Origin of the sequence: Streptomyces sp. UW30 (genome assembly GCF_008042075.1) — a bacterium.
GTDB lineage: Bacteria > Actinomycetota > Actinomycetes > Streptomycetales > Streptomycetaceae > Streptomyces.
Map to the genome: position 1 here is coordinate 77,475 of NZ_RDBN01000053.1, position 26,830 is coordinate 104,304.

Sequence of the window (26,830 nt, forward strand, 5' to 3'; positions counted from 1 at the left end):
GTAGGACCGCAGATAGCCGTGGTCTTCCAGGAGCGCGAGGGCGGGTTCGAGGTCGGCAACGGTGGGGACCTCGCTGCGGGACAGGACGCTGAAGACGTCCCGTCGGCTGACGTCGTCCCACCGGTTGTCCTTCAGGGCGTCCAGGACGCTGCGGGCGCGGGACAGGACCGGGTCGGCGCCCATGGCGTCGAACACGGCGAGGGCGTGGGCGGTGTAGTAGTCCCCCAGCTCGATGGCCGCGCGCATGGTGTCTTCGGTGACGGGGTGGGCGTAGCCGTTGCCGCCGTGTTCGGCGAGGTGCAGCAGCGCGGCCATGCGGGCGGTCGCTCCGGCGAGTTTCCCAGCCCAGTTGGAGATGTGGCCCAGCTTGCCGCCGCGTGCCTTGAGCTGTGGTTCGATGCGCTGCTGATAGTCGATCAGCGCCGTGTCCGCTTCCGGGGTGAGCTGGATGATGGCCGGGTCGGTCCATTCCGCCAGGGACAGGGTGAGGTCGATGACCTTCGTGGTGTAGGTGGCGGCCGTCTGTTCGGGGACCGGGTCGGTGATGATCTGCCGGTCGCCGACCGTGGACACCGGCAGGGAGTACAGGAAGCGGGCCAACAGTCCGCGTCCCTCGAACCCCTTCACCTTCCCGATGTCCCGAAGCACGTCCGGCTGCACGGCGAGGCCGATGGTCAGCGCGGGCGCGTCGATGTACTCGCGGCGGGTCTGCCGGTTCACCCGTAGCCGGTCCCCGGCATGCCCTTTCAGGAAGACTTCCATGTTGGGGGCGCCGGAGTAGCGGCCGGCAATGATGTCGAAGATGCCGCCCTCAGCGCTCATCACCGACAGCCTGCCGCCCTGCTCCGCCATGAGCGAGGTGACCGTTTCGGGTGTGGAGTCGTCCGCCAACAGGACCGGCTCGGCGGGGACTGTAAGCGTGTCGGCGGTCTGCGCGAGGCCCACGGCGGTCTTCACCATGTCATCGCGCTTGTCGTTGTCGGCGGACGCGGCTTTGGCGGCGGCCTTGTCCGCTGCTTCCTTGGCCAACCGGGCTGTCAGTTCCGCTTCCACGATCACCGGCTGCATGGCCGTCTTGAGCTGCTTCTCAGCCTCATAGAGGGGGTTGGTCAGCAGCGCAAAGACGGCGGACTTGCGGTTGGCGGGCGGGAGCGCCACGACGGTGTAGAGGTTGGTGGGCTCGCGCCAGTTGCCGCGTACGTGGACCACAGACCGGCCGCCGGCCGCCGTGGCGAGCACGGCGAGGGCGATAGACCCGGCGAGGTCCACCGGGGTCTGCGTCTCCTCGGAGACGGCCGTCACGAACTCCCCGAGCCAGGCGGGGAGGACGTGAGCGGGAAATGGTGGACGCTCACGGCGGCCGGTGAGGGGAATGGGGTCCTCCCACACGTCCGGTGCCGCATCGTCCTCGCCGGGCGGCGCTTCCAGGGTGGGCAGTCCTGCCCACAGGTCGGGGCTGTCCACGGACTGGGTGGTCATGCTGCTGCCCTCCCTTCAGCGGTCGTGTGGGGGCATTGGCCGACGGAGACGCGGGTCGTGAGCCTGATGACGGCGGCACGGCCCCGGGCGCGTTCGTGGTGCCCGCATGCGCACAGCCAGTCCGCGACCGGCACGCCCTCGCACTGGATCTGAAGACCCGGGGTGATGCCGGTGACGGTGACCGTCTGCGGGTCGGAACCAAGGGCAGAAAGGACGCCCTTGCGGGCGCCGACCTTCGGTTCGCCTACGGCCGCCCGTGGCGGGCCCTGCACGGCGCCCTGACGGCTATTTGCGGGGTTTCGGGATGCATTGTTCATGCCGCGCGCTCCGAGGCGGACTCAAGGCCGTTGGTGACTGAGCGGCGGGCGTAGGGCTCGGGGACGCCGACGGAGACGGCGGCGGCCACGATCTCTTCCCCGATGGCGTTCAGGCCGCACGGGCCGGGGCACTGTGCGTGCTGCCGGGCGAGGAAGCGGGCGACGCCGAACGCCTGTGATCCGGCGCCGGATTCGGTGTGGGAGCGGACCTTGGCGAGGCCGCGCGTGAGGCCGGTGCGGACGTAGCCCTCAGTGTGGCGGCACCCAGTGGCCACGGTGCGGTCCCACGTGGCGCGCTCGGGGAGAGAAGAGACCACTTCTCCGGCTGCGGGGGTGGTCTCTTCCTTCACCACCAGGGCGCGGACGGCCGACGGCAGATCGGTCATGCGTCCGGTGCCGGGACCGAGCCAACGGGCGTAGGACATGAGGGATTTGATGTCCACGCCCGGCCGGACCGCATTGGCCGACCGCACAGCGCCCTGGTAGATCCAGTGTTCGCCGCGTGTGGTCGACACGGTCCGGGTGGCGGGCAGGGATGCTCGGGCCCATGCGACGGCGGCTGCGTGGTCGAGGTCGACCACGGTCACCCCGGCCCCGCCGGGGTGGTAGGCGACCGCCACGGCCTGACGCCAGGCCGTGGCCCACGCCGGGGCAGTGAGTACGGTCGGGTCGGTCGTGGCAGCGGCCCATCCATGGCAGACGGCGGCGCACCGGCAGGGGCCTGCGCTCTTCATGTTGGGGCGCCCGCCGCACGCATTGCGCGCGCAGGCGCGGCAGTTCCCGAACGGCACCTTCCCCTCACGCAGCGGCAGTACGGGGACACCGGCCGCCGCAAGGTCCAGGGCGGTGCGCAGGTGAGTGGGGGTCATGCGGCGTTCCTCCCTTCCAGGGTGAGGAACTGGGCAGCGACCCATCCGGTGTAGGCGGGTGGGATGCACTCGCGGATGCCGTCGCGGTTCATCCACGGCACGCCCATGACCTTGCGGGCGAGGGCGACGCCGGAGAAGTTGCCAACGAACTGGCCGTAGTGGCCGGGCGGGACGGGGCGGCCCATCTTGGCCTGCGGCACGGTGTGCGCCGAGTGCGGAAGCTGCGGCAAGTGCAGGAGTCCGCCGACTTCGAAGTAGCGGTGCCGGTAGGTCTCCACACCGAACATCGGCCCGCACAGCATCACCGGGCGACGCAGCTTGGGCAGCGCGCCCCGGACGTTCTCCATGGCCCACGGACGGCCGGTGGACTCCAGCGCAGCGCGGGTGGGGCCAATCAGGTCGGGGTGGGCGTTGCCCTGGAGGCGCTGGCAGTCGCTGTCGTGCTGGCACGGCGGCGAGGCGTGGATGAAGTCGAACTCTGCCCCGTGCTCCCGGATGAACGCCATCGCGTCCGCCTGCACGAAGGTGAAGGGGTAGCGCGGCTGAGGGGCGATGTCGACGCCAGTGACGTCGAACCCGGCGAGGTGGTAGCCCATGGCCGCCCCGCCTTGGCAGCAGAACGCATCCAGCAGGCGCGGCCGGGGCCGGTGACTCGTCAGAGTGGCAGGGGCCGTCCGGCCCTCGCCGACAACTTGCAGTTGGGGCATGCTGTAGGTCTCCTGTTCTGCTACGTCGGGATTGGAGACCGTGGGCGGTGGGGCTGTCCTTGTCCGGGAGTGCCGCCGCCCACGGGCATAGCTAGCCGTGGAAGTGACTGCGCTTGATCACGGCCTTGCGGATGTTGACCGTGCTGCCGCGCCCATCGCTCGCGATGGACCGGGCGGGCATGCGCCAGGCGAGCACGGCGAGAGCGATCCACATGGCGGCGCCCGTGCCGAATCCGGTGGCGGCGTTGACGATCTCGCCGATGCCGTAGCCGACGCCGGCCGCCAGGGCCCCGCCCCCGAGGCCGGCCCCGAGGAAGCGCTGTGCGATCGGGTCCACCAGCGGCAGCGGGGTGAGGTCGCGCGGCTCCGGCAGGGCCATGGGGAGTGGGGCGAGGTGCTTGGGCATGGGGACCATGCGCCCGTAGGCGTCGGGCACCCACACCACGGGGCCACGTTCGGCGGCCAGTTCGACGGCCGCCGGGCCGGGCGCGTACAGGTCCAGCGATGCCGGGTCGTACGCGGGCCCGGGCGCCCGTACGTCCGGCCGCAGGGCAGGGGTGTGGTTGTCCATGGCGGGGCCTGCCTTCAGTTCCCGAGCGCGGACAGGGCGTCGGCGGACGCCTGCACCATGTTGTGGATCGGCTCGTAGGCGCCGGTTCCGGCGGCGAAGAAGCCGAACAGGAACAGCACCAGGGCGGCGCCGCCCCCGGCGGACTTGGTCTTGATGGCGAAGGCGGACGCGGCGCCGAACAGCAGCACGGCGGAGATGTTCAGGATCATCGGGAGCCTTCCGTTCGGTGGATGCGGGAGGGGTAGGCGGAGCCTCGGAAGCAGCTCCGGTACTCGTCGCGGGTGACGCGGAACTCGCGGCGCTGGCCGTCGGCCGTGGTGACGGTCAGCCGGTAGCGCCAGCCGCCGGACTTGAAGTAGGCGGCGCTGCGGTCGCTCACGGTCCCGGCCGGGCCGACGGCGTAGTTCGGGTTGCACGCGGTCAGGACCAGGACGGCGGCGAGGGCCGTCACGGTGGTGGCGAGGATCTTGCGCATGGCGAGGTTCCTCCAGTGGTCAGTTGGTGGTGCCGGCGCGGTAGATGCGGGCCCAGCGGTTGTAGAGCCAGCGGCCGACGCGGATGCGCTTGCCAGTCGCCTTGCAGCGGCGGCAGTCCTTGCCGCGCTTGAGGCGTCCCTTGCGGTCGGCCTTGAGCGCTTGGCCCATGCCACGGCACTTGCGGCAGTAGCCGAACGGCGAGGCCGCACACAGACCGATGTAACCGAGAGTGACGACTATCAGGCAGGCGACAGCAAGGAGGATGGGGGTCATGAAGGGCCCTCCGGGCGGGTTTTCGGGGGTTTCCGCAGGTGGGGTGCTATCCGCTAGGTCACAGGTGAGAGCTAGTTCAAGGTGCTAGCGGGGGTGCTACCGGTAGCAGGTGTGGGTGCTACCGGTAGCACCGTGTCAGGGCTATGCGGCGCCGGGCTTTTCGTTACGCTCCGCAATCGCCTTGAGGAGGTCGGCGCGGGCGATGCCGCGCCGGGTGGTGCGGGTGCCGTCGTCCGTCGTCCCGGCGACGTCGCGCGTCTTGATGCCGTGCGGCTTGAGGGCCGAGGTGACGTTCTCGCCCTTCCAGCCGCCGTAGACGTCGGGCCGCAGTTCGGCGAGACGGGCGGCGATCCGTTCGTTCCAGATCCGCTCTTCCTTCTCCGGCACCACGGCCGCGACGTCCGCGAGCAGGTCGTAGGACGGGCCGGTTACGGCCTCGGGAGATTCCCCGAGCGCGTACCCGGACAACAGTCCTGCCTGCTCACGCATGATGCGGGCGCGGGCGGCGACGGCCACGGCGCCGGGCGCGTCAATGAACGCACCCGAGACGATCCGGGCGTCCGAGCCTTCACCGACGAAGTAGTGCAGGCCCTTGTCACCCCATGCGAACATCGTGGCGCGTACGCCACGCTTGTAGGCGGAGGTGCCGAGGACCATGTCGTTCTCGGTCTGGCCCATGACCTTCAGGCACCAACGGGCACCAGAGTTCGCGCTGATGCCGGTGGGCAGGGACTTCGCGTCCGGCCGCTGGGTGGCCAGCAGCAGCACGATCCCCGTGGCGGGACCGCGCTTGACCAGGTCGGTCGCGATGGCCTCGAACTCCTTGCCGTGCTCTGCGTGCTCGAACAGCACCTGGCACTCATCCACCCCGATCACGATCGGGTGCAGTCCGAGCGAGCGCTTGTCGGCGAGCTGGCTGGTCACCTTCGACTCGGGGCAGATGTCCCGGGGCAGGGAGCGGATCACCTTGGTACGGCGCCTCAGTTCCTCGCGCAGGGCGCGGAAGTCGTTGAGCGCGTACTGGATGGTCTCGTCTTCCTCGCCGACGCCGTGCCGGTGGGAGACGGCCTCGCCGACCGGGTCGAGGTCGCCGGTGCCCTTCATGTCGTAGGTATGCAGCTCAGCCCGCGGATCCAGAGCGGCGATGAGCAGCAGCAGCCTGAGCAGGAAGGTCTTGCCCATGCGCGGGATCGCGCCGATGACACCGGCGATGAACATCAGGGTGACCGCGACCCAGCGTCCGCGCTGGTCAGTGCCGTAGGGGATGGCCTTGAACAGGTCGACCGTGCCGGACTTCAGCAGTGGCCAGGCGGGCTTGGGCGCGGACTTCAGGTCCTGGTCGCCCACCCACAGCACGAGCCGGCCGGTGTGTTCGTCGGAGACGGCCTCCGGCCACACACAGCCCAGCGGCCGGCGCAGACCCGATGCGAGCCGGTCCCTCCGCTCGATCACGTCGGTCACGGTCACGCCGTAGGGCAGGTTGCCCTCCGCACGCCAGCCCGGGCCGTCGCGGGTGATCGGGGCGGTGAACTCGAACCCGTCCCGGCCCTTGGCCTGCGCCTGGTTGATCGCCGGAATGCCCAGCGCTCCGAGCGCCCGAAGGACGATGTCCGACGTGAGCTTGGTTGCCTTGGGAACATCCACAGCCCTGTGGATAACAGGATCATCCGCCTTACGTCCGGCGGCCCCGAACGCCAGCACCAGGGCACTCACGGAGATGGCTTGCAGCCAGTCGGGGGCGAGCACGTAGATGGCGAGCGCTGCACCCAGCCCGACGAACATCGCCAGCACGGCGACCAGGGTGCGGAGTCGGACGCGCCCATCGCGCTGCCGGGAGAGCTTCAGGTACTCGGCAGCGTCCTCGCGGCGTACGGCGGCGAGTCGGACCGGTTCGCCCTCGCGGTCGGCCATCCACCGCATGGTGCCGCCGACGAACCGGGCGAGGCCGGTCGGAGCCTGCATGGCCAGGCGCAGGGCGTAGACCGGGGAGCGAAGGGCGTGGTACCCGGCCACATGCGTGTAGTGGCGGGCCACCCACGCCGACGCGGTCTTGAGTTCCGCGACCGAGCGCAGCCACAGCGGGACCACGTCCCGACGCTTGGCAGCGGCCAGCCGACCGAGGTAGCCCGGACCGGTCGCCTTCTGTGCCGACTGGTCGACCATCACGGGTGCGGTCGGGTCGGCCGACTCATCACCCGACTCGCCGGGGCGGGAGTCGGCCGACGGGTCGGCGTCGGGTCGGGTGGCCGGGTCGGCCGACCGCTCCCGGGCGGATCGGGCCTTGCCGAGGTCGACCACCTCGCCGCTCATCTCGGCTTCGATTCGGTTGAACAGTTCGTTCTCGTCGGGGTGGTTCACTGAGATTCCTTCCACTTTTCGGGTGTGAGGGAAAGGCGGGCCCGGCCGACGCTGTGGGAGGTGGGCGGCCGGGCCCGTGCTGCGATGGTGGGTGCCGTGCACGACTGTTGATGACCGGGATCCGGTCACCGTGCAGGCCTGCGATTCAGGTGGCGCGCTGTTCTTCGGCGGCGATGCACATGCCGCAGATGCCGTACGAGCGAGGGATGCAGTAGCCGACGTCCAGCAGACAGCGCGGGCAGGTACGCCGGGCGAGCATGGCCAGGGCGAGCGCGCCCCACTTGCGCGACGTCATCGGCCGCACCGGCTTGGCGCACTCGACGCGGTAGAGGTAGCCGACTCGCACGCCCCCGGTCCGCCGGTTGACCCGCATCACCTGCGCCGCGATCGGCTGCCCGCCCGGCCGTAAGCCCTGAGCACGGAGCTGACGGCGGGTGGCCAAGCCCTCCGGGGCGAGGTGCCACGGGTAGGTGGAAACCAGCGCGTTCGAGGTATCTGGACGGTGCTCCAGCGAGAACCCGCTGGGGGTGTGGTGGTCCGGGTCGGGGATACCGCGCGGGTTCCGATTCGCTGTGTGGGACAAGATGGGGCCTCCGATCTGGAGGGGTTTTGGATGGGTTACGACCTGCAAGCAGTGATCGCTGACGGGGAGGTGCTGCGCGGCGCGGCGCGGGACCTGCCTGCTGCTCGGCTGGCGTCGATCGGACAGGGCCTGTCGCTGATGCCGATGACCGGCGTCCTGTTCGATTCCGTCGCAGATGGCAGCGGTGTAGGCGCGTTGGGGTTCTGGCGGTTGCCGGGAGGATTCGAGAAGGCCCTCGCTGACTGGTCAGCCGGTAGGCCGGTGGCTTACGTGGAAGCTGAGTACTTCGGCGGTGTGGGTGAGCAGCGGGCTGCCGTGTGGGACGGCGGCACTATCGTGCTGGGACCGCTCCAGATAGTGGAGGGCCAGCCCTTTCCGCCCGCCGGCAGTCCGATCTCTCAAGCGCTGCGGCGGTTGGGCGTCGTGGCAAGCGCAGGCGAGGACGAGTTCTCAGCCGTGGGGTTGGATCGGCATCGACACGGCGAGGCGTGGATTGCCTGAGGCGTGGCTTCCGGATTCCCGCACTCACCGGCACGTTCCCGGCTCCGCTCGCGGAATCTGCCTGTAAGTGCGAGAACCTCGGGCACTCGCCAATTCGCCCGGCTCAGGTTGCTCACCTGCGCATTTTCTGTGATGTGACCCCGGTACCTCTCTGGGAACCCGCGTGAACTCCACTTGGGATGCCGTGGAGCGCACCGGTCGGGTCGTAGCACCGCCCGAATGCCGGGGACATCAGGCGGCCTCAGCTTCAGACTGTTCGCCCGTCGGGGCGTCCACGGAGTGCAGGGGCCGGCCGTCGGCACGCTCGCTCTTGAGGGCGTCACGGACCTTGCGGGCGTTGTCCTGCGAGACCTTGAGCGTGGTGCGCAGCCGGTCCGCCGTCAGCTCCGTGTCCGACCACTGTGAAGTCGCCTTGCGCGCCTCGGTGAGCAGTTCCTCGAAGGTGCGCTGTGTCTTGGCCTTGCCCTTCATGGGGTTCCGGCGAGGAGGGCGCGGCTTAGCGTCGGCCGCGGGCGCCGGCGGGGTCTTCACCGGGGGCGGTGCGGGCGTCTCCTGCTGTGCGGCGGGGGCCAGTTCGCCCATGCGCAGCATCACGCGCTCGCGTCGCGGTGTCTTCCACCGCCACGTCCGGCCGTAGCGCTCGTGCAGGTCCGCACGGGCCAACAGCCGCTCACGCTCGCAGGCGAGCGCCACGCTGTAGGAAGTGACCTCCCACAGCGTCATCCGCCGCCACAGAAAGAACGTCGACAGCGGCGCCAGCAGCCACCGCGACCACCGGATCTTCTCCATGCGGCGGCCAGTGGCGGCGCCGATGCGGACGGCGTAGATGTGCGCACCGATCTCGGAGAACACCACCCACAGCAGCGGCATGGTGCCGTGCGCGACCTTCGCCCACATGCCCTGTCCGGAGGCGACGTTCAGGCCGCAGGTGACCAGGGTCAGGACCCAGGGCACGAACCGCACCCACGCGAGCGCCATGTCCATCCGGATCAGCAGCAGGTTAGCCACGGTGAACACCGGGATGGCCACGTCGATACCGACGGGCAGCATCCACGGCTCACCGAACCCCCAGCGCTCCGCAGCCTCCGAGACGGCGTCGAACGAGGCGATCAGACCGAGCGCGCCGACTCCGGCGGCGGCCAGCGCCCCGAGTCCCGCAAGGCCCATCTCCGGGCGGGTCAGTGGCGGCACCCCGACCACGGGCGCGCCGGTGGGGGGATTCTCGGCAGTCACGCCGCTCCCTTCCGGTGCGTGGTGTGGGTGCCGGGGCGTCCGGTGCGGCGCCCGGCCGTCGTGCCCGCGGTCGGGGAAATGGTGGCGGCGTAGTGCCAGCCGCCCCCGGTTCGCTTGGCCGCGTACATGGCTTCGTCCGCCAGCCGTAGCAGCAGCGCCAGCGCATCGGCCGGCCGGGCCTGCGAGGTGAGGTCGCTGGTAAGGGCGGCGCCGATGGAGGCACCCACACCCAGGTCACGGCCGGCGTGACGGAACGGGGCGGTGATCTCGCCGTGCAGGCCGTTCAACAGCCACGGCAGCGCGATCGGGTGGGCGAGCGGGACCACGGCTGCGAACTCATCCCCGCCCAACCGTGCGGCGACCGCGCCCGAACTCTCGCTCAGAGCGTCGGTCAGGCTCGCGGCCGTGGAGCGGATCGCGGCGTCCCCGGCCGCGTGCCCGTGGTCGTCGTTGACCTCCTTGAAGCCGTCCAGGTCCACCAGGACCACGGCCACGTGCGGGCAGCGGGCCAAGGTGCGGGCGGCAAGGGTCTCGAACGCACCCCGCGTCCACAGCCCGGACAGCGGATCCCGCCGGGCGGCCTCGATCCGGCGCGTGAGCCGCAGCGCGTGAACGGACCAGCCGGCCACTAACGGCATGCCGGTGGCGGCGGCGAACATCAGCTCACTCATGCCGCTTCCCCCGCCCCCGAACGGTGGCCGCGAACGGCGCGCAGGAATGGCACCGTGCGGGAAAGGGCGTCGGCGTACAGGGCGTCCCAACCGGCGATCTCGTCACCGGCCTCCGCCTCGCGGCGCAGGTCAGCGAGGATGTCGCGGGCCGCATCCTCGCGGGCCGCGCGATCGCTGTCCGTCTCGAACTCCAGCGGGCCACGGAACAACTCGACGTCGATGCCGAGCGCCAGTTCCGCGAACTCCAGGTCGCCGTAAGCCTCTTGGCCGGCAACGTAGGTGCGCATGCGCATGGTGGATCTCTCCAGTTCAGGTACGTCGGGAAGGCGCGGGGCGGTCGGCTGTCCTTGTCCGGGAGTGCGACCGCCCCGCGACCTGCGGGGAATCAGGGAATGCGAGCTGTGGTGCCGATCAGCGGTTGCGGACGCGGCCGGAGACGGTGTGGGCCGACACGTTCAGGTGCCGGGCACCGGAGATGCGGACGTCGCCGGAGACGCTGTGGGCGCTGACGTGTCCGGCGGCGCCGTCGGTGGCATGCACCGTGATGTCGCCGGAGGTGGTGCCCAAGGTGGCGGCGCGGCCGTCGTACAGGCCCACCTCGATGTCACCGGACACCGACTGAGCGGTGACCTGCTCAGTGATCCGTCCGGCCGTGATGTCGCCGGAGGTGGTGTGGGCCCGCAGCTCCCGGACCCCGTCGGCGTCCAGGTCGCCGGAGATGGAACGGAACTCCATCCGGTCGACGTAGCCGAAGACGCACGCGTCGGCCGACTGCGAGACGACCGCTACCGAGGATCCCGGGGGCAGGCACACCGTCGCCTCGATCGGGCTGACGGTCTGCATGCCGCCCCCGCCACCGGAGACGACGCGGCCGTTGATGATGGTCACGCCTGTCATCGAGCCGTAGACCGTGCCGACGCTCTGCACGATGCGGTTACCGCGTCGGCCCTGCACCATCACGTTGCCGGGCATCTCCGGCACCTCGATGCCAAACGCCTGACCGTTCTGCGTGCTGCGGGCCCCGTTCACTGCGTCGGCCGCCAGCCCGGAAGTGTCGTCCGTGCGCAGCACCACACGTGCGGTGGTCAGGCTGTCGAGAACCTGAACCCGGATGCTTCCGACCGGAAGCGAGAGGCCCAGCACGATCGGGCCGGAGGTGACGGAGGCGAAAACGCGCTCGGTCATGGAGGAACTCCTTGCCTGTGTCGGGAGAGGAACCGAGTACGGCGGGCTGTCCTTGTCCGGGAGTGCCGCCGCACCAGGCGAGGCCCACACCGCGAAAGCGGCGGGCCAAGCGCCCCGGGCGGGATTCGATCCCGCACCCTTCACGGCTGACTGCCGGGGCCGACGGTCATCACCCGGCCGCCACGGGGGCGAGGTCAAATCCCCGCCAATCTCTAAGCACTCTGTTGAGTTCTCAAGGAACCGGCGCTTCCTTCGAACCCGTTTCACGGGGCTCTCTGGGCGCTGCACGGCGGCGTACACAGCCCCGCTCACTGCGTGGTGTGTAATACCTACCACTCACGTTGGCAGAAGGATTCCGCGCCGTCAACCCGTGGTTTTCGACTCGGAACCGCTGGCCCGCCCCGTGCGGTGGTGATTCAACTGTCGCCAGCCGGCGAGGAATTCGGGAGCGTGCACTTGGGGGTGCACTCGTGCACTCCTACGTGCAAACCCTCTGCACCCAGGCCCTGACCTGCGTAGAGTGACGATGAGTCAAGCTGGAACTAGGGCCGCTCTCTGGGGGTTCCATGGCAGACCCGAACGCCAGACTGGCCGCACTCATGCAGGACGCCGACTTCTCCCACAAGTCGCTTGCCCGCGCGGTGGTCGCCGCTGCCGCCCGGTCGGGCGAGGACATCACCTGCGATCACACGTACGTCACCAGGTGGCTCAAGGGCTCCATCCCGCGCGGCAACATGCCTCAGTTCATCGCCAACGCGATCGGGCGGAAGCTGGGGCGTCACCTCACGATCGATGACATCGGGATGGGCGACGCGGCGGTGTCCGCCGTACAGCCGGAGTTGGGGCTTGACTTCGCGGACAAGCCAGAGAGCACTGCCAAGACCGTGGCCGACCTTTGGCGCGCCGACCTGGCCGACGCTGAGACGTTGGTTCGGACGCTGCCCGATTCCGCAGCTTGGAACGCCGCATCCCTGCGCTGGATCGTGACCCCTCCGGACGGAGAACTGACGCGGGCGGGCAACCAGGCGGTCGGCGCCGTGGACGTGGACATGGTGCGTTCGACAGCCGACGCGTTCAGCATGCTCGACGGCAAGTTCGGCGGTGGCCATGCCCGACGGGCACTGATTCAATACCTGCACACGGATGTCCGGCCGATGCTCGACGGGAAATACTCCGACGACGTGGGCAGGCAACTGCACTCAGCCGTGGCGGAAGCGCTCCTACTCGCCGGTTGGATGTCGTACGACAGTGGCCTTCACGGCATCGCTCAGCGGTACCTCATCCAGGCACTTCGCATGACGCAAGCGGCCGGTGACAGGCTTCTCGGCGGAAGCATCCTGTCGGCTATGAGCCATCAGGCGACGTTCCTCGGGCGGTACCAGGACGCCGCGACGCTCGCCCGTGCGGCGTACACAGGTCCCGCCGGCGTCCTCGGGCCGACGATGGCGGCACAATTCCGCGCCATGGAGGCGCGGGCACTCTCCCGTCTCGGGGATGAGCGAGGCTGTGACCTCGCCCTCGCGGAGGCGGAACGCATGCTGGGTCTGCGAACTCCAGACAGTGATCCGCCGTACATCGCGTACTTCGACGAAATCGAGCTTGCAGCCGAGATAGGCCACTGTTTCCGTGACCTGGGTCGCTCCGTCGAAGCCACGGCGCGGGGCGCCGGTTCCATCTTCGGCGACGGCCTGAACAACCGAAGCGACTTCTTCGCGACGATGGTTCAGGCTGAGGCGTACATCAATCAGGGTGAGATCGGTCAAGGATTTAGCATCGCGTTGAACGCGTTGAGACTTGGCGAGGGTCTGAAGTCCGCACGTTGTGTTCAGTACGTGCGGGAGTTCCAGGGCCGGGTAACGCCGGGAATGAGGCGGGCCACGGACTTCCTTGAGTTCGAGGAACAGGCCCGTGGATTCCGTCTCTGGCAACAGGTCGGTTGACGCACCTAGAAGGGTGCCCAATCTCGACGAGAGCCACCCGAGCGAAGACTTTCCACCCGCTTCTCAACTTCCTCCGCCGCGCGCGGGTCGGTACCGGCGTTCTGCGAAAGCCAAGTAACCATCAAGATTTCCCGCATGCTCCGCAGTACGGAGTATCCAGACCATTCCCGCACATCGAATCCGTACCCGGCAATGAAATCGGCGTACTCGGCTTCCGTGTGCCAACCGAAGCTGTCGTAGTACATGGCGGTCTGCATCAAGTCCCACTCTCGCGGACCTGTGACGAACCCATCCAGATCGATGACCTTCGGGTGCCCGACCGCATCACGCAGGACGTTACCCACGTTGAAGTCACCATGCAGGTGTCCGGCTGGAAGCGCGAACCGGAGACGGCCATATTCGCCCATCAAATCATCTGCCATACCCGAAAGGAAAGCGCGAGTCCTGTCCGGGATAGTGGCACGGTTCAGTCGCTGGATGACCTTATCGAATGGCCGAAGGGGCGGCAGAGAGAAAGTCGGCGAATCCAGTTCGTGAAGCCGCCGCAGTAGTTCACCCATCTCGCCTGTACTCGCGTACGTTTCCCCGTCAGCGAGACCTTCCCAGAACGTCACCGGATGCCCCTCAATGACGACTGGCTGTTCGGCCTCTGTCACGAGACGTGCCGCCGGGTATTCCTCAGCAGCAAGCCATTCCGCTACAGCCACTTCCCTTTGAACCGAGGGGAGACGATCAGGGCTACGGCCCACCCTTGAGACGATCCGGCCGCCGCCGATTCGAAATACCGCATGGTCCCCGAATCGCAGCATCTCGATTCCGTCCGGGTCCACGTCGGCGACCTCGCACGCCTTCCGCAGGATGGCCTCTGCCGCGTCTGCGTCGAACTCGGTGCGCTCGGTCGTCGTCATGCCTTCTGAGTCCCCTGTCCGGCCGGCAGTGCACGCACTTCCCGCCCTCGCGCGGCACCCTTGCCGATAAACCCTTGCCCCTCCATCTGTGCGATGGCAGAACGGACGGCAGTCCGCGYCGCCCCGAACCGTTCGCACAGCTCCTTCTCGGTGGGGAAGCGATCGCCGACGCTGACCCCTTCGGCCCGCAACAGGTCGGTCACCTTCTCAACCAGCGGCCGGCGGTCACCGCTCCCGGAGACGTACCACCCGGCACCCTGTACCGACTCGATGACGCCCTCAGTCTTGAGCGCGGCGAGAGCCCGCTCGATGGTGCTGCGGCTCACGCTGTACTCGCTCACAAGGGCCGACTGAGACGGCAGCGCCTCAGTGATCTCGCCGTTCCTGATCTTCTCGCGGAGAGATTCCGAGACCTCCAGGTACGTACCTCGCGGACTGCCCTGCGGCACGTGGCCTCCCCTTCCTCTGCCTAGCCGGCGTCCTGGTGGGCGCCTCACGGATTCAAGTTTTCCACGTACGCCGCGACTGACCGACGGTCTCGTATCCGGTGAAGCCCCTCGATGCGCGGCTAACGATGCGGCCGACCAGCGTCGGCACGGTTGCCGTCATTCCAGATGTAGACACCGAAGGTTCCTGAGCCGTACCACGTCTCGGGCCCGACCTCAGCCGTGAGAGACGGGTACTCGCTGATCAGCTCCGAAATGTCGGCCGGGTCCACCTGACTGTACGGCTGATTAAAGACCAGAACGGGCCTGCCGGTGGTCCGGGAAAGCCACGTGGTCGTGTGGTCGTAGAACCCCGGCCTGTCGTGGCACTCCCTCTTGGCGCAGCGACCCTTGTCGAGCCAGTGCACCCCAGACGAACACCCTGTACTGCCACTCTTGAGGTCGTATCGGTCCGCCCAGTCCAACAGGTCCGCGCGCATCCGGACGTAGACGTTCGGACCGTAGGGCCAGTCCACACCGTCGGCATCACGGGTTAGTACGCCCTGGGAGCGGTCGTCCAGCGAGCTGATCAGCTTCTTCTGGCCGGCGCTCTGGCACCCAGAGCACCACCACTTCGCTTCTTTTCCGGAACCGAAGAATAACCCTTCCCGGCGGCGACGCCCGCATCCCTTGCAGTCATACATAATCTTGCTCCTTCGCTTTCCTCGGGACCGTTCGGCACTATGGGGAACGGTCGTGACCCGCCCGCAATCACCGGGTACGCACACACTAAAACGCAATCGGCTCACATATCAGGTTCGAGCTGCTTTTTCTTGCGGTCGCGAGCGAACCCGACGAAACTAATAATCAGGAATTTGAGACCGAACGATGGCACGAAGATTCCTGCATAAATCCAAAATGTACCCCACCATCCATCATCTCCGTTAGGGTCCATTATCGGAATCCAAAGGAAGTTGCTCGCAATGATAGAGAGCCAACTCCCCGTCTCCCTAGGGACTCGCCCGGCCCTGAATTCGAAGAATATGGTAAGCGCCATGAACAGCATGAAGTGGTAAAGGCTAAGCGCCCAGACGACTGGGTTCACCCAGTCTGCGGACCCTTCAACGAAGCGAATTTGGCGAGGCCACTCCCACAGCATGATGAGTACTAGAACTTGGATGGGGAGGGATCGAATTAGATCCTTGCGAAAAACACGGAGACGTTCTTCATACCGGAGCGCGAAGTCGGCAAGTTCCTCAAATAGCGGGTTGGGTGCCGTCTCGGAATCTAGCCCATGCCTGGCTCGGACGGCTTCGGTTAGCGCATCCTCCTGGTTTGCCGCGCGAATCCGCATCCTGGCATCACCAGCATAAGCCACGACTTCCGCATAGAAGGTGTCAATCGTGTCAGAGTTGAGCTGTGCGGCGTTGGCCACTTGAACCCATCCGGGGCTCTCATCTAAGGACCGTAACTGTTCAGTAAGGTTTACCCAGAACAGTTCTTTCTTTTTCATGTCGTAGACGACGCCGATGATGGGGATGCGACTCTGCCGCCAGTCGTCGAAATGGTCATCTACGGGAATCGCGTACCCGTTGACCCTTTTATACTTCTTGCCGCTCTTCACCTGAATGGCAATCCAGTAAGGTGTCCTCTTGCGGCCGCGCGTGAAGTTAACGATCATATCCTCGCCGTGATCGTTCCCTCCGTCGATCTCCTGAACGAGGTGTTCGTGCTCCTCAAGAAGCGCGCGTAGGGCGTTGACACCCGCCCTCTCGATCTTGCGACTGCCACGGACAGTTGACACTGGCCCCCCTGAAGTCAGCGACCGCCAGGATATCGGCAGGCACCGACAATCCAAGCTGGTCACATCCGCCTAGCCACGCGCTGACCTGGTCTTCTCAAAGGTCGTTCGTTGTCCTGGTCTTTGTCCAGTGCACTGACGGCCGCCACCGTTCCCCGATGTACGCGCGCCCCGTCTGACCTGCCGTTTGAACCACCACGGACGTCCCCGTACGGCGGTGCGGACAGTCCCCAGGAGTGCACACGCCGGCTTGAAGCGAACCGGGACGACTGCGGTGAGTAGCCGGATACACAGGTGGGGTGACAGACSTASGTCTGTCACCCCACCGATCCGCCTCCGCACCGGCCACAACTAGGAGGTTGAGCCACCAAGGCTCCCAAAAGACCAGCCGGTCACTTCGGAAAGCCGTCCACGCCAATACATTCCGTTCCCTGGGAGCCCGCTCTGACCAGGCTGGAAAACCCGCGCGCCGCGAAGATGGATGAACACTGTCACATCCTTGTCGCGGATGGCGTCCTGATACCTCGGAGCCAAGTCTTCCGCCGCAGCTACGGCAGCCTCTTCTTCTGCTTTCCCTTCGAGGATGACATCCTCGAAGGACTTGAAGAACAGCTCCATTCCGGAAGCCTCATCCATGTCCAACGACTTGTTTCCCGTAGCGTCGGCGATCTGTCGACGCATCCCGGCGAACCAGAGCCAATTGGGGATCAGGTTTCCACTCACAGTCAGTCCACCAACAGTGAGAACAAGACCGGGCCCATCTTCCTCACCCTGGGAACGATTGATGATGTTCACGAGGGTGGTAAGCACTTCATCTTGAATGTGGGGGTCCGACATGGCTTTAGCTGCTCCGCTCTCTCGTTGTGGCCCCTGTAGCCCTGCCGGTCGCAGGTTGCGATCCTCGCATGGCTCGCTCCACTAGCACCTTTCGCTCAATGAGTCTGATCGCAGCAGCCTCTCTGTTGGCTTCGGGCGAGRAGCGAACAGCCCTCCCAGAGTACAAGCGGCCAAGGCCGGAGATGCTCGTGTACTCCTTCAGCGGGTTGATGCACGTACCGCTTTGCGGGCGCCCTTCGGGTCGTTTCACAGACGGACGCTCGACGTCTCCAACTGCATCTTCTGCTTTTGCTTGCTCTAGGCCTTGCCGGACCCACTGACGCATTAGTTGAGTGACCGGTACGCCGCGACTCCGTGCGACCTTCCTGATTTCCGCCATGACAGCTTGCTCCATCCGAATGGAGCGAGACACCATAGGATATCGGGCCGGTTCGACTTCCACCTCGCTGGATTCCATGTCTGCAAGGCTGGTGGATTGGAAGTACTCCGCGAGCGATTCCATTTCCTTTTCGCTCTGCGCTGGGCTCTGCTCTTCGCTGCTCATCTTCATCTCCTCCCAAAACTCTTGCGCTCACGGACATCCATGTCGCGAGCGGTAACGACGTAGTAGATGTTTTTGCCTCGCCGGGCGAGAAATACGGCTAGATGGCGGCCACCGTTAGTTACACCCAGCAGGGCGTACGTGTCGTCGCGAACAAGGCGCGCCCGAACGGGCTTGGTTTGACAGGCGTCCTCCACCTCTTCGGGGGAGACACCGTGCTTCGCGATGTGCTCCTCGTTCCAGTCATCCCAGATCAGCTCATCGACACGCACTCACAGAACGTACCACGTCCGTACCACGGTTGTACCACGATGGGGTACGAGGGAAACGAGGGGGCGGAACCCTTAAGCAGTCCGTGGGAGCAGCGGCGGACCTCCAGGTTCGGCCCGCAGGCGATGCCGGGCTCAACCAGAGCGACCCTTCGGCACCGTCGCGCTGGGTGGCAAGACGCAAGGCGGATGAGCAGCGCGGGCAGGGAAGGTGCTGGGGGCCGGCGAGCACCCAACCCTAGGCCCATCAGTCATGACGTTGAGCCCGAAGCGCGCACCGACCGTCTCAGTTTCCGTCTCGTTCGTCGCCGTACACGGCCGTCCAGAGCCGTTCGCCGCGCTCCTGCGGGCGCAGCGTCCGTACGGCTCCGAACGCCGACGAACGAGTGCGAATCATGCCCTGACCAGCTAGGACAAACCTGCAAAGCGAGTTACGCGGGGTTCTGCCAGGGGCGCGCTTGGTACGCCGCGCCGGCAACTGCCCTGGTGCGTGGTGGGTTAGCCTCGCCCGGAGGGCACAACGAGGGCACAACGGCTTCGCACGGGCTCAACGGCAACCAACGCAGGCAAACGCCATTTAGCCTGGTCAGCGACGTAACTTGACAGTCTTCGCAGATGATGCACGGAAGGGCGGCACCCCCGCACGGGTGCCGCCCTCCTTCGTGATCCGGAGCCGCCGCCCATCGGTCTTGAGGGTCGGGGACAGGCGGCGGCTCCGGGGTTCAGTGGCCGTACGGCCTAGCGGTGGTCGCTGCCCGTCGACTGCGACGCCGCGCGCCCCGCCTCAAGGCGCGCCACCGGGATCCGGAACGGCGAGCAGGAGACGTAGTCGAGACCGACCTCGTGGAAGAAGTGCACCGACTCCGGGTCACCGCCGTGCTCGCCGCAGACGCCGAGCTTCAGGTCGGGGCGGGTTTCGCGGCCCGCCTTCGCCGCCGCCGCGACCAGGGAGCCGACGCCGTCCTTGTCGATCGTCTCGAAGGGGGAGACGCCGAAGATGCCCTTCTCCAGGTATGCCGTGAAGAAGCTGGCCTCCACGTCGTCCCGGCTGAAGCCCCACACCGTCTGGGTGAGGTCGTTCGTGCCGAAGGAGAAGAACTCCGCCGCCTCGGCGATCTGACCGGCGGTCAGCGCGGCACGCGGGAGTTCGATCATCGTGCCGATCGCCAGCTTGAGCTTCGTACCCGTCGCCGCCTCGACCTCCGCGATGACCTGGTCGGCCTCCTCGCGGACGATCTCCAGCTCCTGGACGGTGCCGACGAGCGGGATCATGATCTCGGCGCGCGGGTCGCCCTTGGCGTTCTTGCGCTCGGCCGCGGCCTCGGCGATCGCGCGGACCTGCATGGTGAACAGGCCGGGGATGACGAGTCCGAGGCGTACGCCGCGCAGGCCCAGCATCGGGTTCTGCTCGTGCAGGCGGTGCACCGCCTGGAGCAGCCGCAGCTCGTTCTCGTGCGGCTCCTGGCGGGACTCCGCCAGCGCCACACGCACCGACAGCTCGGTGATGTCGGGCAGGAACTCGTGCAGCGGCGGGTCCAGCAGACGGACCGTGACCGGCAGGCCGTCCATCGCCGCGAACAGCTCGACGAAGTCCTTCTTCTGGAGCGGGAGCAGCGCCTGCAGGCTCTCCTCGCGCTCGTTCTCCGAGTCCGCCAGGATGAGGCGCTCGACCAGCTCACGGCGGTCGCCGAGGAACATGTGCTCGGTGCGGCACAGGCCGATGCCCTGGGCGCCGAAGCGACGGGCGCGCAGCGCGTCCTCGGCGTTGTCCGCGTTGGCGCGCACCCGCAGCCGCCGCTTGCGGTCGGCGAACGCCATGATCCGGTGCACGGCCTCGACCAGCTCGCCGGCATCGTGCGCACCGGCGTGCATCCGGCCCTCGAAGTACTCCACGACGGGCGACGGGACCACCGGGACCTCGCCCAGGTAGACCTTGCCGCTGGAGCCGTCGATGGAGATGACGTCGCCCTCCTCGACGACGTGTCCGCCCGGGACCGTCATCCGGCGGCGCTTGGTGTCGACCTCGAGCTCCTCGGCGCCGCAGACACAGGTCTTGCCCATGCCGCGCGCGACGACGGCCGCGTGGGAGGTCTTGCCGCCGCGGGAGGTCAGGATGCCCTCGGCGGCGATCATGCCGTCCAGGTCGTCGGGGTTGGTCTCCCGGCGGACCAGGATGACCTTCTCGCCCGAACGCGACCACTTCACGGCGGTGTACGAGTCGAAGACCGCCTTGCCGACCGCCGCACCCGGCGAGGCCGCGATGCCCCGGCCGACCTGCTCGACCTTCGCATCATCGTCGAACTTCGGGAACATCAGCTGGGCGAGCTGGGCGCCGTTGACGCGCTGGAGCGCCTCCGCCTCGTCGATGAGGCCCTGGTCCACGAGCTGCGTGGCGATGCGGAAGGCCGCGCCCGCCGTGCGCTTGCCGACCCGGGTCTGGAGCATCCACAGCTGACCGCGCTCGATGGTGAACTCGATGTCGCAGAGGTCCTTGTAGTGGTTCTCCAGCGTCTCCATGATCTGCATCAGCTGGTCGTACGACTTCTTGTCGATCGTCTCCAGCTCGGCGAGCGGCACGGTGTTGCGGATGCCCGCGACCACGTCCTCGCCCTGCGCGTTCTGCAGGTAGTCGCCGTAGACGCCCTGGTGGCCGGAGGCGGGGTCACGGGTGAAGGCGACGCCCGTGCCCGAGTCGGGGCCCAGGTTGCCGAAGACCATGGAGCAGACGTTGACGGCCGTGCCCAGGTCGCCGGGGATGCGCTCCTGACGGCGGTACAGCTTGGCCCGGTCGGTGTTCCAGGAGTCGAAGACCGCGTGGATGGCGAGGTCCATCTGCTCGCGGGGCTCCTGCGGGAAGTCCCGGCCGGCCTCCTTCTTGACGATCTTCTTGAAGGCGGTGACCAGCTTCTTGAGGTCGGCGGCCTCCAGGTCGGTGTCGACCGTGACCTTCTTGGCCTCCTTGGCCTTGTCGAGGGCCTCCTCGAAGAGGTCGCCGTCGACGCCGAGGACCGTCTTGCCGAACATCTGGATGAGGCGGCGGTAGGAGTCCCACGCGAACCGCTCGTCGCCGGCCTGCTCGGCGAGGCCCTTCACGGACTTGTCGGAGAGCCCGATGTTGAGGACCGTGTCCATCATCCCCGGCATGGAGAACTTGGCGCCGGACCGCACCGAGACGAGCAGCGGGTTGTCGGCCTGGCCGAGCTTCTTGCCCATGCGGGACTCAAGAGAGTCGAGGTGCGCACTCACCTCGTCACGCAGTGCCGCGGGCTCCTCGCCGCTTTCGAGGTAGACCTTGCAGGCTTCCGTCGTGATCGTGAAGCCCGGGGGAACGGGAAGCCCCAGGTTGGTCATCTCGGCGAGGTTGGCGCCCTTGCCACCCAAGAGGTCCTTGAGGTCTTTGTTTCCCTCGGTGAAGTCGTAAACGAACTTCGCTACGTGGGGTTCTTTGTCTTCCGACACGGTCTCGACTCCCTCGAGGACGTGGTGGCTGCCCTGACGGCGAGGAACATACCCAGATCGAAGGCATCTGGGTACGTCTACTCACGCGTCATGCGCCTGTAACCACCCGTCCGCCAGTGGATCGAAAGTCAAGGCTTGGCAAGCCGTGACGGGCTGATGTTTTCACTTCTTGAACGCAAGAGCGTCCACAGGTGCGGTTTCCTGCTCACATGAGCAGCCTTACCGCACGTTTGAGTTCGATCGATGAACGATCAAGACGTGGCACCCAGTGCCACCCCTTGGAGAAGTGCAGTCGCTCAAGATCTGCTCATCTGAGCGCAGCCCTTATCAAGGGTGGCGAGAATCACGCTGCCACAGCCGCCGGGATTTCACCATGCGGACGTCTCCGCGAAACCGAAACGCGGACGTCACACACCCAGCGCGACCAGCCGCTCCTCCACCCGCTCGGGCGCGTAGAGATGCTCCACGACCAGCGCCCCGGCCCCGATCAGCCCGGCCCGCTCCCCCAGCCGCGAGGTCACGACGTCCAGATGAGCGGTGGAGCGCGGCAGCGCCCGCTGGTACAGCAGCTCCCGGACGCCGGTGAGGAAGGGTGTTCCGGCCAGATCCCCGGCGATCATCAGCACTCCGGGGTTGAGCAGCGTCACGACGGTCGCCAGCACGTCCCCGACCTGTCGTCCGGCCTCCCGCGCCAGCGCCGCCGCCCCCGGATGCCCGGCCGCCAGCAGGTCCCGCACATCCGAGCCGGAGGCCGCCGGCACCCCCTCCTCGGCCAGCCGCCGGGCCACGGCACGGCCGCTGGCGACGGCGGCGAGACAGCCGTACGAACCGCAGCGGCACTGCGCGTCGGCACCCACCCGGATGTGCCCGATGTCGCCGGCGCCCCCGTCGATGCCCCGGTACACCGAGCCGTCCACCACGACCCCGGCGCCGATTCCGGTGGACACCTTGACCAGGACGAAGGCCGAGCAGTCCGGGTATCCCGTGCGCTGTTCGCCGTACGCCATGAGGTTGGCGTCGTTGTCGACCAGGACCGGGACCGCCTCGGCTCCGGTCTCCTCGCCGAAGGCCCTCGCCAGTCGCCCTCTTATGTCGTAGCCGTCCCAGCCGGGCATGATCGGCGGCTGGACGACCCGGCCGCTGTCGCTGTCCACCGGCCCCGGCACCGCGAGCCCGATGCCGCACACCTCTTCGGCCCGCCGCCCGGCCTTCTCCAGCAGCTCGGCGAACCAGCGCGCCAGTTCGCCCAGCACCGCCTCAGGCCCGTCCCGGACGACCAGCGTGCCGCTGTGCTCAGCGAGGATCTCGCCGGTCAGCGACAGCACGGCGGCACGCGCGTGCCGGGTCTCCAGGTCGGCGGCCAGCACCACGGCATGGGCGTCGTCGAACTCCAGCGTGATGGAGGGGCGCCCGCCCAGGGGGGAGTCCACGGGGCCGCCGGCACCCTCGCGCAGCCAGCCGGCCCGGAAGAGGCGGTCGAGGCGCTGGCCGACGGTGGCACGGGACAGTCCGGTCGCCTGCTGCAGTGCTCCGCGTGTGACGGCCCGTCCGCTCCGCACCAGTTCGAGCAGTTCCCCGGAACTCGCCTGACCCCGTGCGCTCATGCACACCCCCTTGTGTTTCTCAAGCTTGCATTACATATTGGGTTTTGCGTGTTAAATAGACGTAACTCTACGGTGGCGCCGACCTAACCGGTCGGCCGGACGTCTTTCGGGGAGCCCCGAGTGGATCGCACTGCCCAACTCACCGCCCGCCGCGCGGACCGTGACATTGCATACGATCCGCCGCCCGACGCCGGTTCCCCGCACGTCAGGGCCGCCCGAGTGCTGGAGGCCAACTGGACCGGCACCTCGACGGTGCCCTCGCGCGGCCTGTATCCGCACCAGTGGTCCTGGGACTCGGCGTTCATCGCGATCGGCCTCAGGCACCTCTCGCCGTTACGGGCGCAGACCGAACTGGAGACGCTGCTCGACGCCCAGTGGGGTGACGGGCGCATCCCGCACATCGTCTTCAACCCCTCCGTGCCGCTCGACGCCTACTTCCCGAGCCCCGACTTCTGGCGCTCCTCCACCGCCGGGCGGGCCGCCGGCGCCCCGCGCACCGTACAGACCTCCGGCATCGTGCAGCCACCGGTGCACGCGCTGGCCGCCTGGCTGGTGCACCGCGCCGACCCCGGACTGTCCCGGGCACGCGGCTTCCTCTCCCGGGTGTATCCCCGCCTGGCCGCCTGGCACCGCTATCTGCTGCACCGGCGTGACCTCGGCGGCGCCGGCCTCGCGTCGGTCGTGCACCCCTGGGAACAGGGTATGGACAACAGCCCCTGCTGGGACGAGCCGCTGCGCCGCGTCACGCCCGCCCCGACCCGCTCCTTCCGCCGCGCCGACCTGGACCACGGGGCGGCTCAGGACCGGCCGACGGATCTGGACTACGGGCGGTATGTGCGGCTGGCGACGGACTACCGGGACGGTGAATACGCCGACGGCGCGGGCGACTTCGCGGTGGAGGACCCGGCGTTCAACGCCCTGCTCATCGCTTCCGAACACGCGCTGGCCAGGATCGCGACGGAGCTGGGGGCGCCGGGGACGGCCCGGCACGCCCGCGCCGAGCGGCTGACGACGGCGCTGATCGACCGGATGTGGGACCCCGCCGAGGAGATGTTCCTCTGCCGCGACGTGCGGGCGGGCGAGCTCGTCCCGGAACGCGGTGTCACCGGCCTGATCCCGCTCCTGCTGCCCACGCTCCCGCGCGACATCACCACCGCCCTGGTCCGCACGGCACAGGGCCCCCACTTCGGCCTGGGCGACTCGACCCGCCTCGCCCCGTCGTACGACCTCCTGGGCGAGGCCTTCGACCCGCACCGCTACTGGCGCGGCCCGGCCTGGTTCAACACCAACTGGCTGCTGGAGCGCGGCCTGCGCACCCATGGCGAGCACAAGCCGGCCGACGCGCTGCGTGAGGCGGCGCTGGAGCTGGCCGTCGCCTCCGACTTCGCCGAGTACGTCGATCCGTACACCGGCGAAGCCTGCGGTGCCACGCGCTTCAGCTGGACGGCCGCGCTCACGCTCGATCTGCTGCACGACCTCAAGGAACCGATGGACTCCAAGGGAGGGATCCGGGGATGACGGACCGTCATCATCTGCTCGTGTTCGGGGGGACGTTCGCCGCCGTGGGCGACGCCGGCGACATCAGCGGCGTCAGGGCCGCCGGCTCTCCGGAGGGGTTGTTCGTACGCGACGCCAGGCATCTGAGCCGCTGGCAGCTCACCGTGGACGGGGCGGTGCCGGAGACGCTCTCCCCCGTGGCCGACGGCGACACGGCACGCTGTGTGCTGGTCCCGCGCGGCGGACGCGACGAGCCACCGGCGTACACGCTGTTCCGCGAACAGGCGGTGGGGGACGGCTCGTTCATCGACGCGATCCGGGTGACCAGCAACCGCCCGGTGCCGACGACGATCCGCCTCGCGCTGACGGCCGACGCCGACTTCACCGACCAGTTCGAGCTGCGCTCCGACCACCGCACCTACACCAAGCCCGGCGCCAAGCGCCGCCGCCAGGTCCTCGACCACGGTGTGGAGTTCAGCTACCAGCGAGGCGAATGGCGCTCGGTGACGACGGTGACGACCGAGCCCGCGCCCGACGTCGTGGAGGAGACCGGAACCGGCGCCCGCCGTCTGGTGTGGGCCCTGGACCTCGAACCGCACGGCACGGCGGAGCTGACCCTGCGGGTGATGGCCCGCCCGCACGGCGACAAACGGACACTGCGCGTGCCCCGCTCACCCGCGGCCCTGTCCGCCCAACTCCTCTCCCTGGAGGGCGAGTTCGTGGAGGGCGTGGCCTTCCCGACGGGCTGGCCCGAGCTCGCGGCGGCCTGTGCGCGCGGCCTGGCCGACCTGGCCACGCTCCAGGTCCCGGCGACTGGCCCCGACGGCGAGGAACTGCGCGTACCGGCGGCGGATCGTATGCAATGTCACGGTCCGCGCGGCGGGCGGTGAGTTGGGCAGTGCGATCCACTCGGGGCTCCCCGAAAGACGTCCGGCCGACCGGTTAGGTCGGCGCCACCGTAGAGTTACGTCTATTTAACACGCAAAACCCAATATGTAATGCAAGCTTGAGAAACACACGCGGCCACCCTCCCCGCGCTGGCCGCGACGCAGGCGACCGGCACGGGACTCGACGCGGTCTCCCAGCCCGGCAAGATCGTGCACGAGGTACGGCACGGCGAGCTGGCGCACTTCGGGCAGGTGCCGTACGGCCGCTACTACGGCTCGGTGGACGCGACACCGCTGTTCCTGATCCTGCTCGGCGCGTACGTGGAGCAGACCGGCGACACCTCCCTGGCGCGCCGCCTTGAGCCGCACGCCCGCGCGGCGATCGGCTGGATGCTGGACCACGGCGGCCTCACCACCCGCGGCTACCTCGTCTACCGCGCCGACCAGGGCGGCCTGGCCAACCAGAACTGGAAGGACTCCCCCGGCGCCATCTGCTCGTCCGACGGCACCCGTCCGGCGGGGCCCGTGATGGCGGCGGGCGCCCAGGGCTACGCGTACGACGCCCTGCGCCGCACGGCATGGCTGGCCCGCACGGTGTGGCACGACGCGACGTACGCGGCCCTGCTGGAACAGGCGGCGTCCGACCTCCGTGACCGTTTCCAGCGGGACTTCTGGATGCCGGAGCACACCTTCCCGGCCCTGGCGCTGGACGGGGAGGGCCGCCAGGTGGACGCGCTGGCGTCGGACGCGGGACATCTGCTCTGGTCAGGGCTGCTGGACAAGGAGTACGGCGAGCTGGTGGGCCGTCGCCTGCTGGAACCGGACTTCTTCTCGGGCTGGGGTGTACGCACCCTGGCCTCCGGCCAACCGGCCTACCACCCCCTCTCCTACCACCGCGGCTCGGTCTGGCCGCACGACAACGCCCTGATCACCCTGGGCCTGGCCCGCTACGGCCTGCACGACGAGGCCCGCACGGTGGCCCACGCCCTGGTCGACGCGGCGACGACGACCGGCCACCGGCTGCCGGAGGTCCTGGCGGGCTACGGCCGCGACACCCACGCGGAGCCGGTGCCGTACCCGCACGCGTGCGAACGTGAGTCCCGCTCGGCGGCGGCACCGTTGGCGCTGCTGACGGCGGTGGGCGGGGCGTAGCCCTCCCGGGTGGTGCGCGGGGTACCACGGCCTCGGCTTCGCCGTCGACCGAGCCGTGTTCCCACCCGCACCACCCGTGCGGCTCTCGTCGCCGGGTGCGGGTGGCCCCGGTGGTGGCTCCTCACCGTCGGCGGCCGCGGCCGTGTCCTCGGCTTCGCCGTCGGCGGGCCGGCCGCGGGCCTGTTGGCCTGGCGTTTGCCGGGTGTTTGCCCAGCGCTGGGGCGGAGTGGGTGAACAAAGCCCGAGGTGGGACCGTACGAGGGAATGGCGGGTCTTCAGCCTCCCCA

24 protein-coding genes and 1 pseudogene are annotated in these 26,830 nt (G+C 68.2%); 4 read left to right on the forward strand and 21 right to left on the reverse strand.

Annotated elements, in window-relative coordinates; all coding sequences use genetic code 11:
- The 9 genes from EAO75_RS34470 to EAO75_RS34515 form a co-directional block, all read right to left on the reverse strand.
- A partial coding sequence (locus EAO75_RS34470; protein WP_148000449.1) for a YfjI family protein occupies positions 1 to 1,464 on the reverse strand: 1,464 nt, incomplete at its 3' end.
- 328 nt (positions 1,465 to 1,792) lie between these two features.
- Complete coding sequence (locus EAO75_RS34480) at positions 1,793 to 2,665, reverse strand: bifunctional DNA primase/polymerase (RefSeq protein ID WP_147999096.1); 873 nt, start codon at positions 2,663 to 2,665, stop codon at positions 1,793 to 1,795.
- Complete coding sequence (locus tag EAO75_RS34485; protein WP_261989555.1) at positions 2,662 to 3,372, reverse strand: SAM-dependent methyltransferase; 711 nt, start codon at positions 3,370 to 3,372, stop codon at positions 2,662 to 2,664. The genes EAO75_RS34480 and EAO75_RS34485 overlap by 4 nt, the downstream gene beginning before the upstream one ends.
- Before the next feature lie 91 nt (positions 3,373 to 3,463).
- Positions 3,464 to 3,943 (reverse strand): hypothetical protein, encoded by a 480-nt coding sequence (locus tag EAO75_RS34490; protein ID WP_147999097.1) that lies wholly within the window; start codon positions 3,941 to 3,943, stop codon positions 3,464 to 3,466.
- A gap of 14 nt (positions 3,944 to 3,957) precedes the next feature.
- A complete protein-coding gene (locus tag EAO75_RS34495; protein WP_147999098.1) occupies positions 3,958 to 4,152 on the reverse strand; it encodes a hypothetical protein in 195 nt (64 codons plus the stop codon).
- Positions 4,149 to 4,418 carry a hypothetical protein gene (locus EAO75_RS34500; RefSeq protein WP_147999099.1) on the reverse strand — a complete coding sequence of 90 codons (270 nt, stop codon included), beginning with the start codon at positions 4,416 to 4,418 and terminating at the stop codon, positions 4,149 to 4,151. Before EAO75_RS34500 ends, EAO75_RS34495 begins: the two co-directional genes overlap by 4 nt.
- 19 nt (positions 4,419 to 4,437) lie before the next feature.
- Complete coding sequence (locus EAO75_RS34505) at positions 4,438 to 4,692, reverse strand: hypothetical protein (protein WP_147999100.1); 255 nt, start codon at positions 4,690 to 4,692, stop codon at positions 4,438 to 4,440.
- Positions 4,693 to 4,833: 141 nt separating this feature from the next.
- Complete coding sequence (locus EAO75_RS34510; protein ID WP_147999101.1) at positions 4,834 to 7,050, reverse strand: cell division protein FtsK; 2,217 nt, start codon at positions 7,048 to 7,050, stop codon at positions 4,834 to 4,836.
- Between the two features lie 145 nt (positions 7,051 to 7,195).
- Entirely contained in the window at positions 7,196 to 7,561 is a 366-nt protein-coding gene (locus tag EAO75_RS34515) for an RRQRL motif-containing zinc-binding protein (protein ID WP_148000452.1), read from the reverse strand.
- Positions 7,562 to 7,663: 102 nt separating this feature from the next.
- Between EAO75_RS34515 and EAO75_RS34520 the strand changes: the two genes are divergently transcribed.
- Positions 7,664 to 8,134 carry a hypothetical protein gene (locus tag EAO75_RS34520; protein ID WP_147999102.1) on the forward strand — a complete coding sequence of 157 codons (471 nt, stop codon included), beginning with the start codon at positions 7,664 to 7,666 and terminating at the stop codon, positions 8,132 to 8,134.
- A gap of 231 nt (positions 8,135 to 8,365) precedes the next feature.
- Here the strand turns inward: EAO75_RS34520 and EAO75_RS34525 are convergent, their stop codons facing one another.
- The 4 genes from EAO75_RS34525 to EAO75_RS34540 all read right to left on the reverse strand — a co-directional run bounded on the left by EAO75_RS34525 (position 8,366) and on the right by EAO75_RS34540 (position 11,223).
- A complete protein-coding gene (locus EAO75_RS34525) occupies positions 8,366 to 9,301 on the reverse strand; it encodes a DUF2637 domain-containing protein (protein WP_148000453.1) in 936 nt (311 codons plus the stop codon).
- A gap of 62 nt (positions 9,302 to 9,363) precedes the next feature.
- Entirely contained in the window at positions 9,364 to 10,038 is a 675-nt protein-coding gene (locus EAO75_RS34530) for a GGDEF domain-containing protein (protein ID WP_147999103.1), read from the reverse strand.
- Complete coding sequence (locus tag EAO75_RS34535; protein ID WP_148000454.1) at positions 10,035 to 10,325, reverse strand: hypothetical protein; 291 nt, start codon at positions 10,323 to 10,325, stop codon at positions 10,035 to 10,037. The genes EAO75_RS34530 and EAO75_RS34535 overlap by 4 nt, the downstream gene beginning before the upstream one ends.
- Before the next feature lie 124 nt (positions 10,326 to 10,449).
- Positions 10,450 to 11,223, reverse strand: coding sequence for a DUF4097 family beta strand repeat-containing protein (locus EAO75_RS34540; RefSeq protein WP_147999104.1), 774 nt, complete (start codon positions 11,221 to 11,223; stop codon positions 10,450 to 10,452).
- A 566-nt stretch (positions 11,224 to 11,789) separates the two neighbouring features.
- Here EAO75_RS34540 and EAO75_RS34545 point away from each other — a divergent pair.
- A complete protein-coding gene (locus EAO75_RS34545; RefSeq protein ID WP_147999105.1) occupies positions 11,790 to 13,163 on the forward strand; it encodes a hypothetical protein in 1,374 nt (457 codons plus the stop codon).
- A gap of 5 nt (positions 13,164 to 13,168) precedes the next feature.
- Here EAO75_RS34545 and EAO75_RS34550 read toward each other — a convergent pair whose 3' ends face one another.
- The 8 genes from EAO75_RS34550 to EAO75_RS34585 all read right to left on the reverse strand — a co-directional run bounded on the left by EAO75_RS34550 (position 13,169) and on the right by EAO75_RS34585 (position 23,007).
- Positions 13,169 to 14,071 (reverse strand): phosphotransferase enzyme family protein, encoded by a 903-nt coding sequence (locus EAO75_RS34550; RefSeq protein ID WP_147999106.1) that lies wholly within the window; start codon positions 14,069 to 14,071, stop codon positions 13,169 to 13,171.
- A complete protein-coding gene (locus EAO75_RS34555; RefSeq protein ID WP_147999107.1) occupies positions 14,068 to 14,520 on the reverse strand; it encodes a GntR family transcriptional regulator in 453 nt (150 codons plus the stop codon). The genes EAO75_RS34550 and EAO75_RS34555 overlap by 4 nt, the downstream gene beginning before the upstream one ends.
- 119 nt (positions 14,521 to 14,639) lie before the next feature.
- Positions 14,640 to 15,200: a hypothetical protein gene (locus tag EAO75_RS34560; protein ID WP_147999108.1), complete on the reverse strand. Its 561-nt coding sequence runs from the start codon at positions 15,198 to 15,200 to the stop codon at positions 14,640 to 14,642.
- A gap of 101 nt (positions 15,201 to 15,301) precedes the next feature.
- Positions 15,302 to 16,300 (reverse strand): DUF4365 domain-containing protein, encoded by a 999-nt coding sequence (locus EAO75_RS34565; protein WP_187284704.1) that lies wholly within the window; start codon positions 16,298 to 16,300, stop codon positions 15,302 to 15,304.
- Between the two features lie 348 nt (positions 16,301 to 16,648).
- The gene (locus EAO75_RS34570; RefSeq protein WP_147999110.1) at positions 16,649 to 17,134 is read right to left on the reverse strand and encodes a hypothetical protein; all 486 of its coding nucleotides are present in this window, start codon (positions 17,132 to 17,134) and stop codon (positions 16,649 to 16,651) included.
- Positions 17,135 to 17,680: 546 nt separating this feature from the next.
- Complete coding sequence (locus EAO75_RS34575; protein ID WP_147999111.1) at positions 17,681 to 17,947, reverse strand: BrnT family toxin; 267 nt, start codon at positions 17,945 to 17,947, stop codon at positions 17,681 to 17,683.
- Between the two features lie 735 nt (positions 17,948 to 18,682).
- Positions 18,683 to 21,403, reverse strand: coding sequence for a pyruvate, phosphate dikinase (gene ppdK / locus EAO75_RS34580; RefSeq protein WP_147999112.1), 2,721 nt, complete (start codon positions 21,401 to 21,403; stop codon positions 18,683 to 18,685).
- 407 nt (positions 21,404 to 21,810) lie between these two features.
- Positions 21,811 to 23,007 (reverse strand): ROK family transcriptional regulator, encoded by a 1,197-nt coding sequence (locus tag EAO75_RS34585; RefSeq protein ID WP_147999113.1) that lies wholly within the window; start codon positions 23,005 to 23,007, stop codon positions 21,811 to 21,813.
- Between the two features lie 120 nt (positions 23,008 to 23,127).
- Here EAO75_RS34585 and EAO75_RS34590 point away from each other — a divergent pair, with 120 nt between their 5' ends.
- Positions 23,128 to 24,525 carry an MGH1-like glycoside hydrolase domain-containing protein gene (locus tag EAO75_RS34590; RefSeq protein ID WP_147999114.1) on the forward strand — a complete coding sequence of 466 codons (1,398 nt, stop codon included), beginning with the start codon at positions 23,128 to 23,130 and terminating at the stop codon, positions 24,523 to 24,525.
- A pseudogene (locus EAO75_RS34595) lies at positions 24,522 to 26,543 on the forward strand (glycogen debranching N-terminal domain-containing protein). Before EAO75_RS34590 ends, EAO75_RS34595 begins: the two are co-directional and overlap by 4 nt.
- The last annotated feature ends 287 nt before the right edge of the window (positions 26,544 to 26,830 follow it).

Excerpts from the sequence above, each read along its gene's own strand:
- EAO75_RS34490 (WP_147999097.1), bottom strand. The coding sequence starts at position 3,943 with ATGGACAACCACACCCCTGCCCTGCGGCCGGACGTACGGGCGCCCGGG.
- EAO75_RS34540 (WP_147999104.1), bottom strand. The coding sequence starts at position 11,223 with ATGACCGAGCGCGTTTTCGCCTCCGTCACCTCCGGCCCGATCGTGCTG.
- EAO75_RS34530 (WP_147999103.1), bottom strand. The coding sequence starts at position 10,038 with ATGAGTGAGCTGATGTTCGCCGCCGCCACCGGCATGCCGTTAGTGGCC.
- EAO75_RS34485 (WP_261989555.1), bottom strand. The coding sequence starts at position 3,372 with ATGCCCCAACTGCAAGTTGTCGGCGAGGGCCGGACGGCCCCTGCCACT.
- EAO75_RS34570 (WP_147999110.1), bottom strand. The coding sequence starts at position 17,134 with ATGTCGGACCCCCACATTCAAGATGAAGTGCTTACCACCCTCGTGAAC.
- EAO75_RS34495 (WP_147999098.1), bottom strand. The coding sequence starts at position 4,152 with ATGATCCTGAACATCTCCGCCGTGCTGCTGTTCGGCGCCGCGTCCGCC.
- EAO75_RS34545 (WP_147999105.1), top strand. The coding sequence starts at position 11,790 with ATGGCAGACCCGAACGCCAGACTGGCCGCACTCATGCAGGACGCCGAC.
- EAO75_RS34535 (WP_148000454.1), bottom strand. The coding sequence starts at position 10,325 with ATGCGCACCTACGTTGCCGGCCAAGAGGCTTACGGCGACCTGGAGTTC.
- EAO75_RS34550 (WP_147999106.1), bottom strand. The coding sequence starts at position 14,071 with ATGACGACGACCGAGCGCACCGAGTTCGACGCAGACGCGGCAGAGGCC.
- EAO75_RS34505 (WP_147999100.1), bottom strand. The coding sequence starts at position 4,692 with ATGACCCCCATCCTCCTTGCTGTCGCCTGCCTGATAGTCGTCACTCTC.
- EAO75_RS34525 (WP_148000453.1), bottom strand. The coding sequence starts at position 9,301 with ATGGGCCTTGCGGGACTCGGGGCGCTGGCCGCCGCCGGAGTCGGCGCG.
- EAO75_RS34585 (WP_147999113.1), bottom strand. The coding sequence starts at position 23,007 with ATGAGCGCACGGGGTCAGGCGAGTTCCGGGGAACTGCTCGAACTGGTG.
- EAO75_RS34500 (WP_147999099.1), bottom strand. The coding sequence starts at position 4,418 with ATGCGCAAGATCCTCGCCACCACCGTGACGGCCCTCGCCGCCGTCCTG.
- EAO75_RS34560 (WP_147999108.1), bottom strand. The coding sequence starts at position 15,200 with ATGTATGACTGCAAGGGATGCGGGCGTCGCCGCCGGGAAGGGTTATTC.
- EAO75_RS34520 (WP_147999102.1), top strand. The coding sequence starts at position 7,664 with ATGGGTTACGACCTGCAAGCAGTGATCGCTGACGGGGAGGTGCTGCGC.
- EAO75_RS34480 (WP_147999096.1), bottom strand. The coding sequence starts at position 2,665 with ATGACCCCCACTCACCTGCGCACCGCCCTGGACCTTGCGGCGGCCGGT.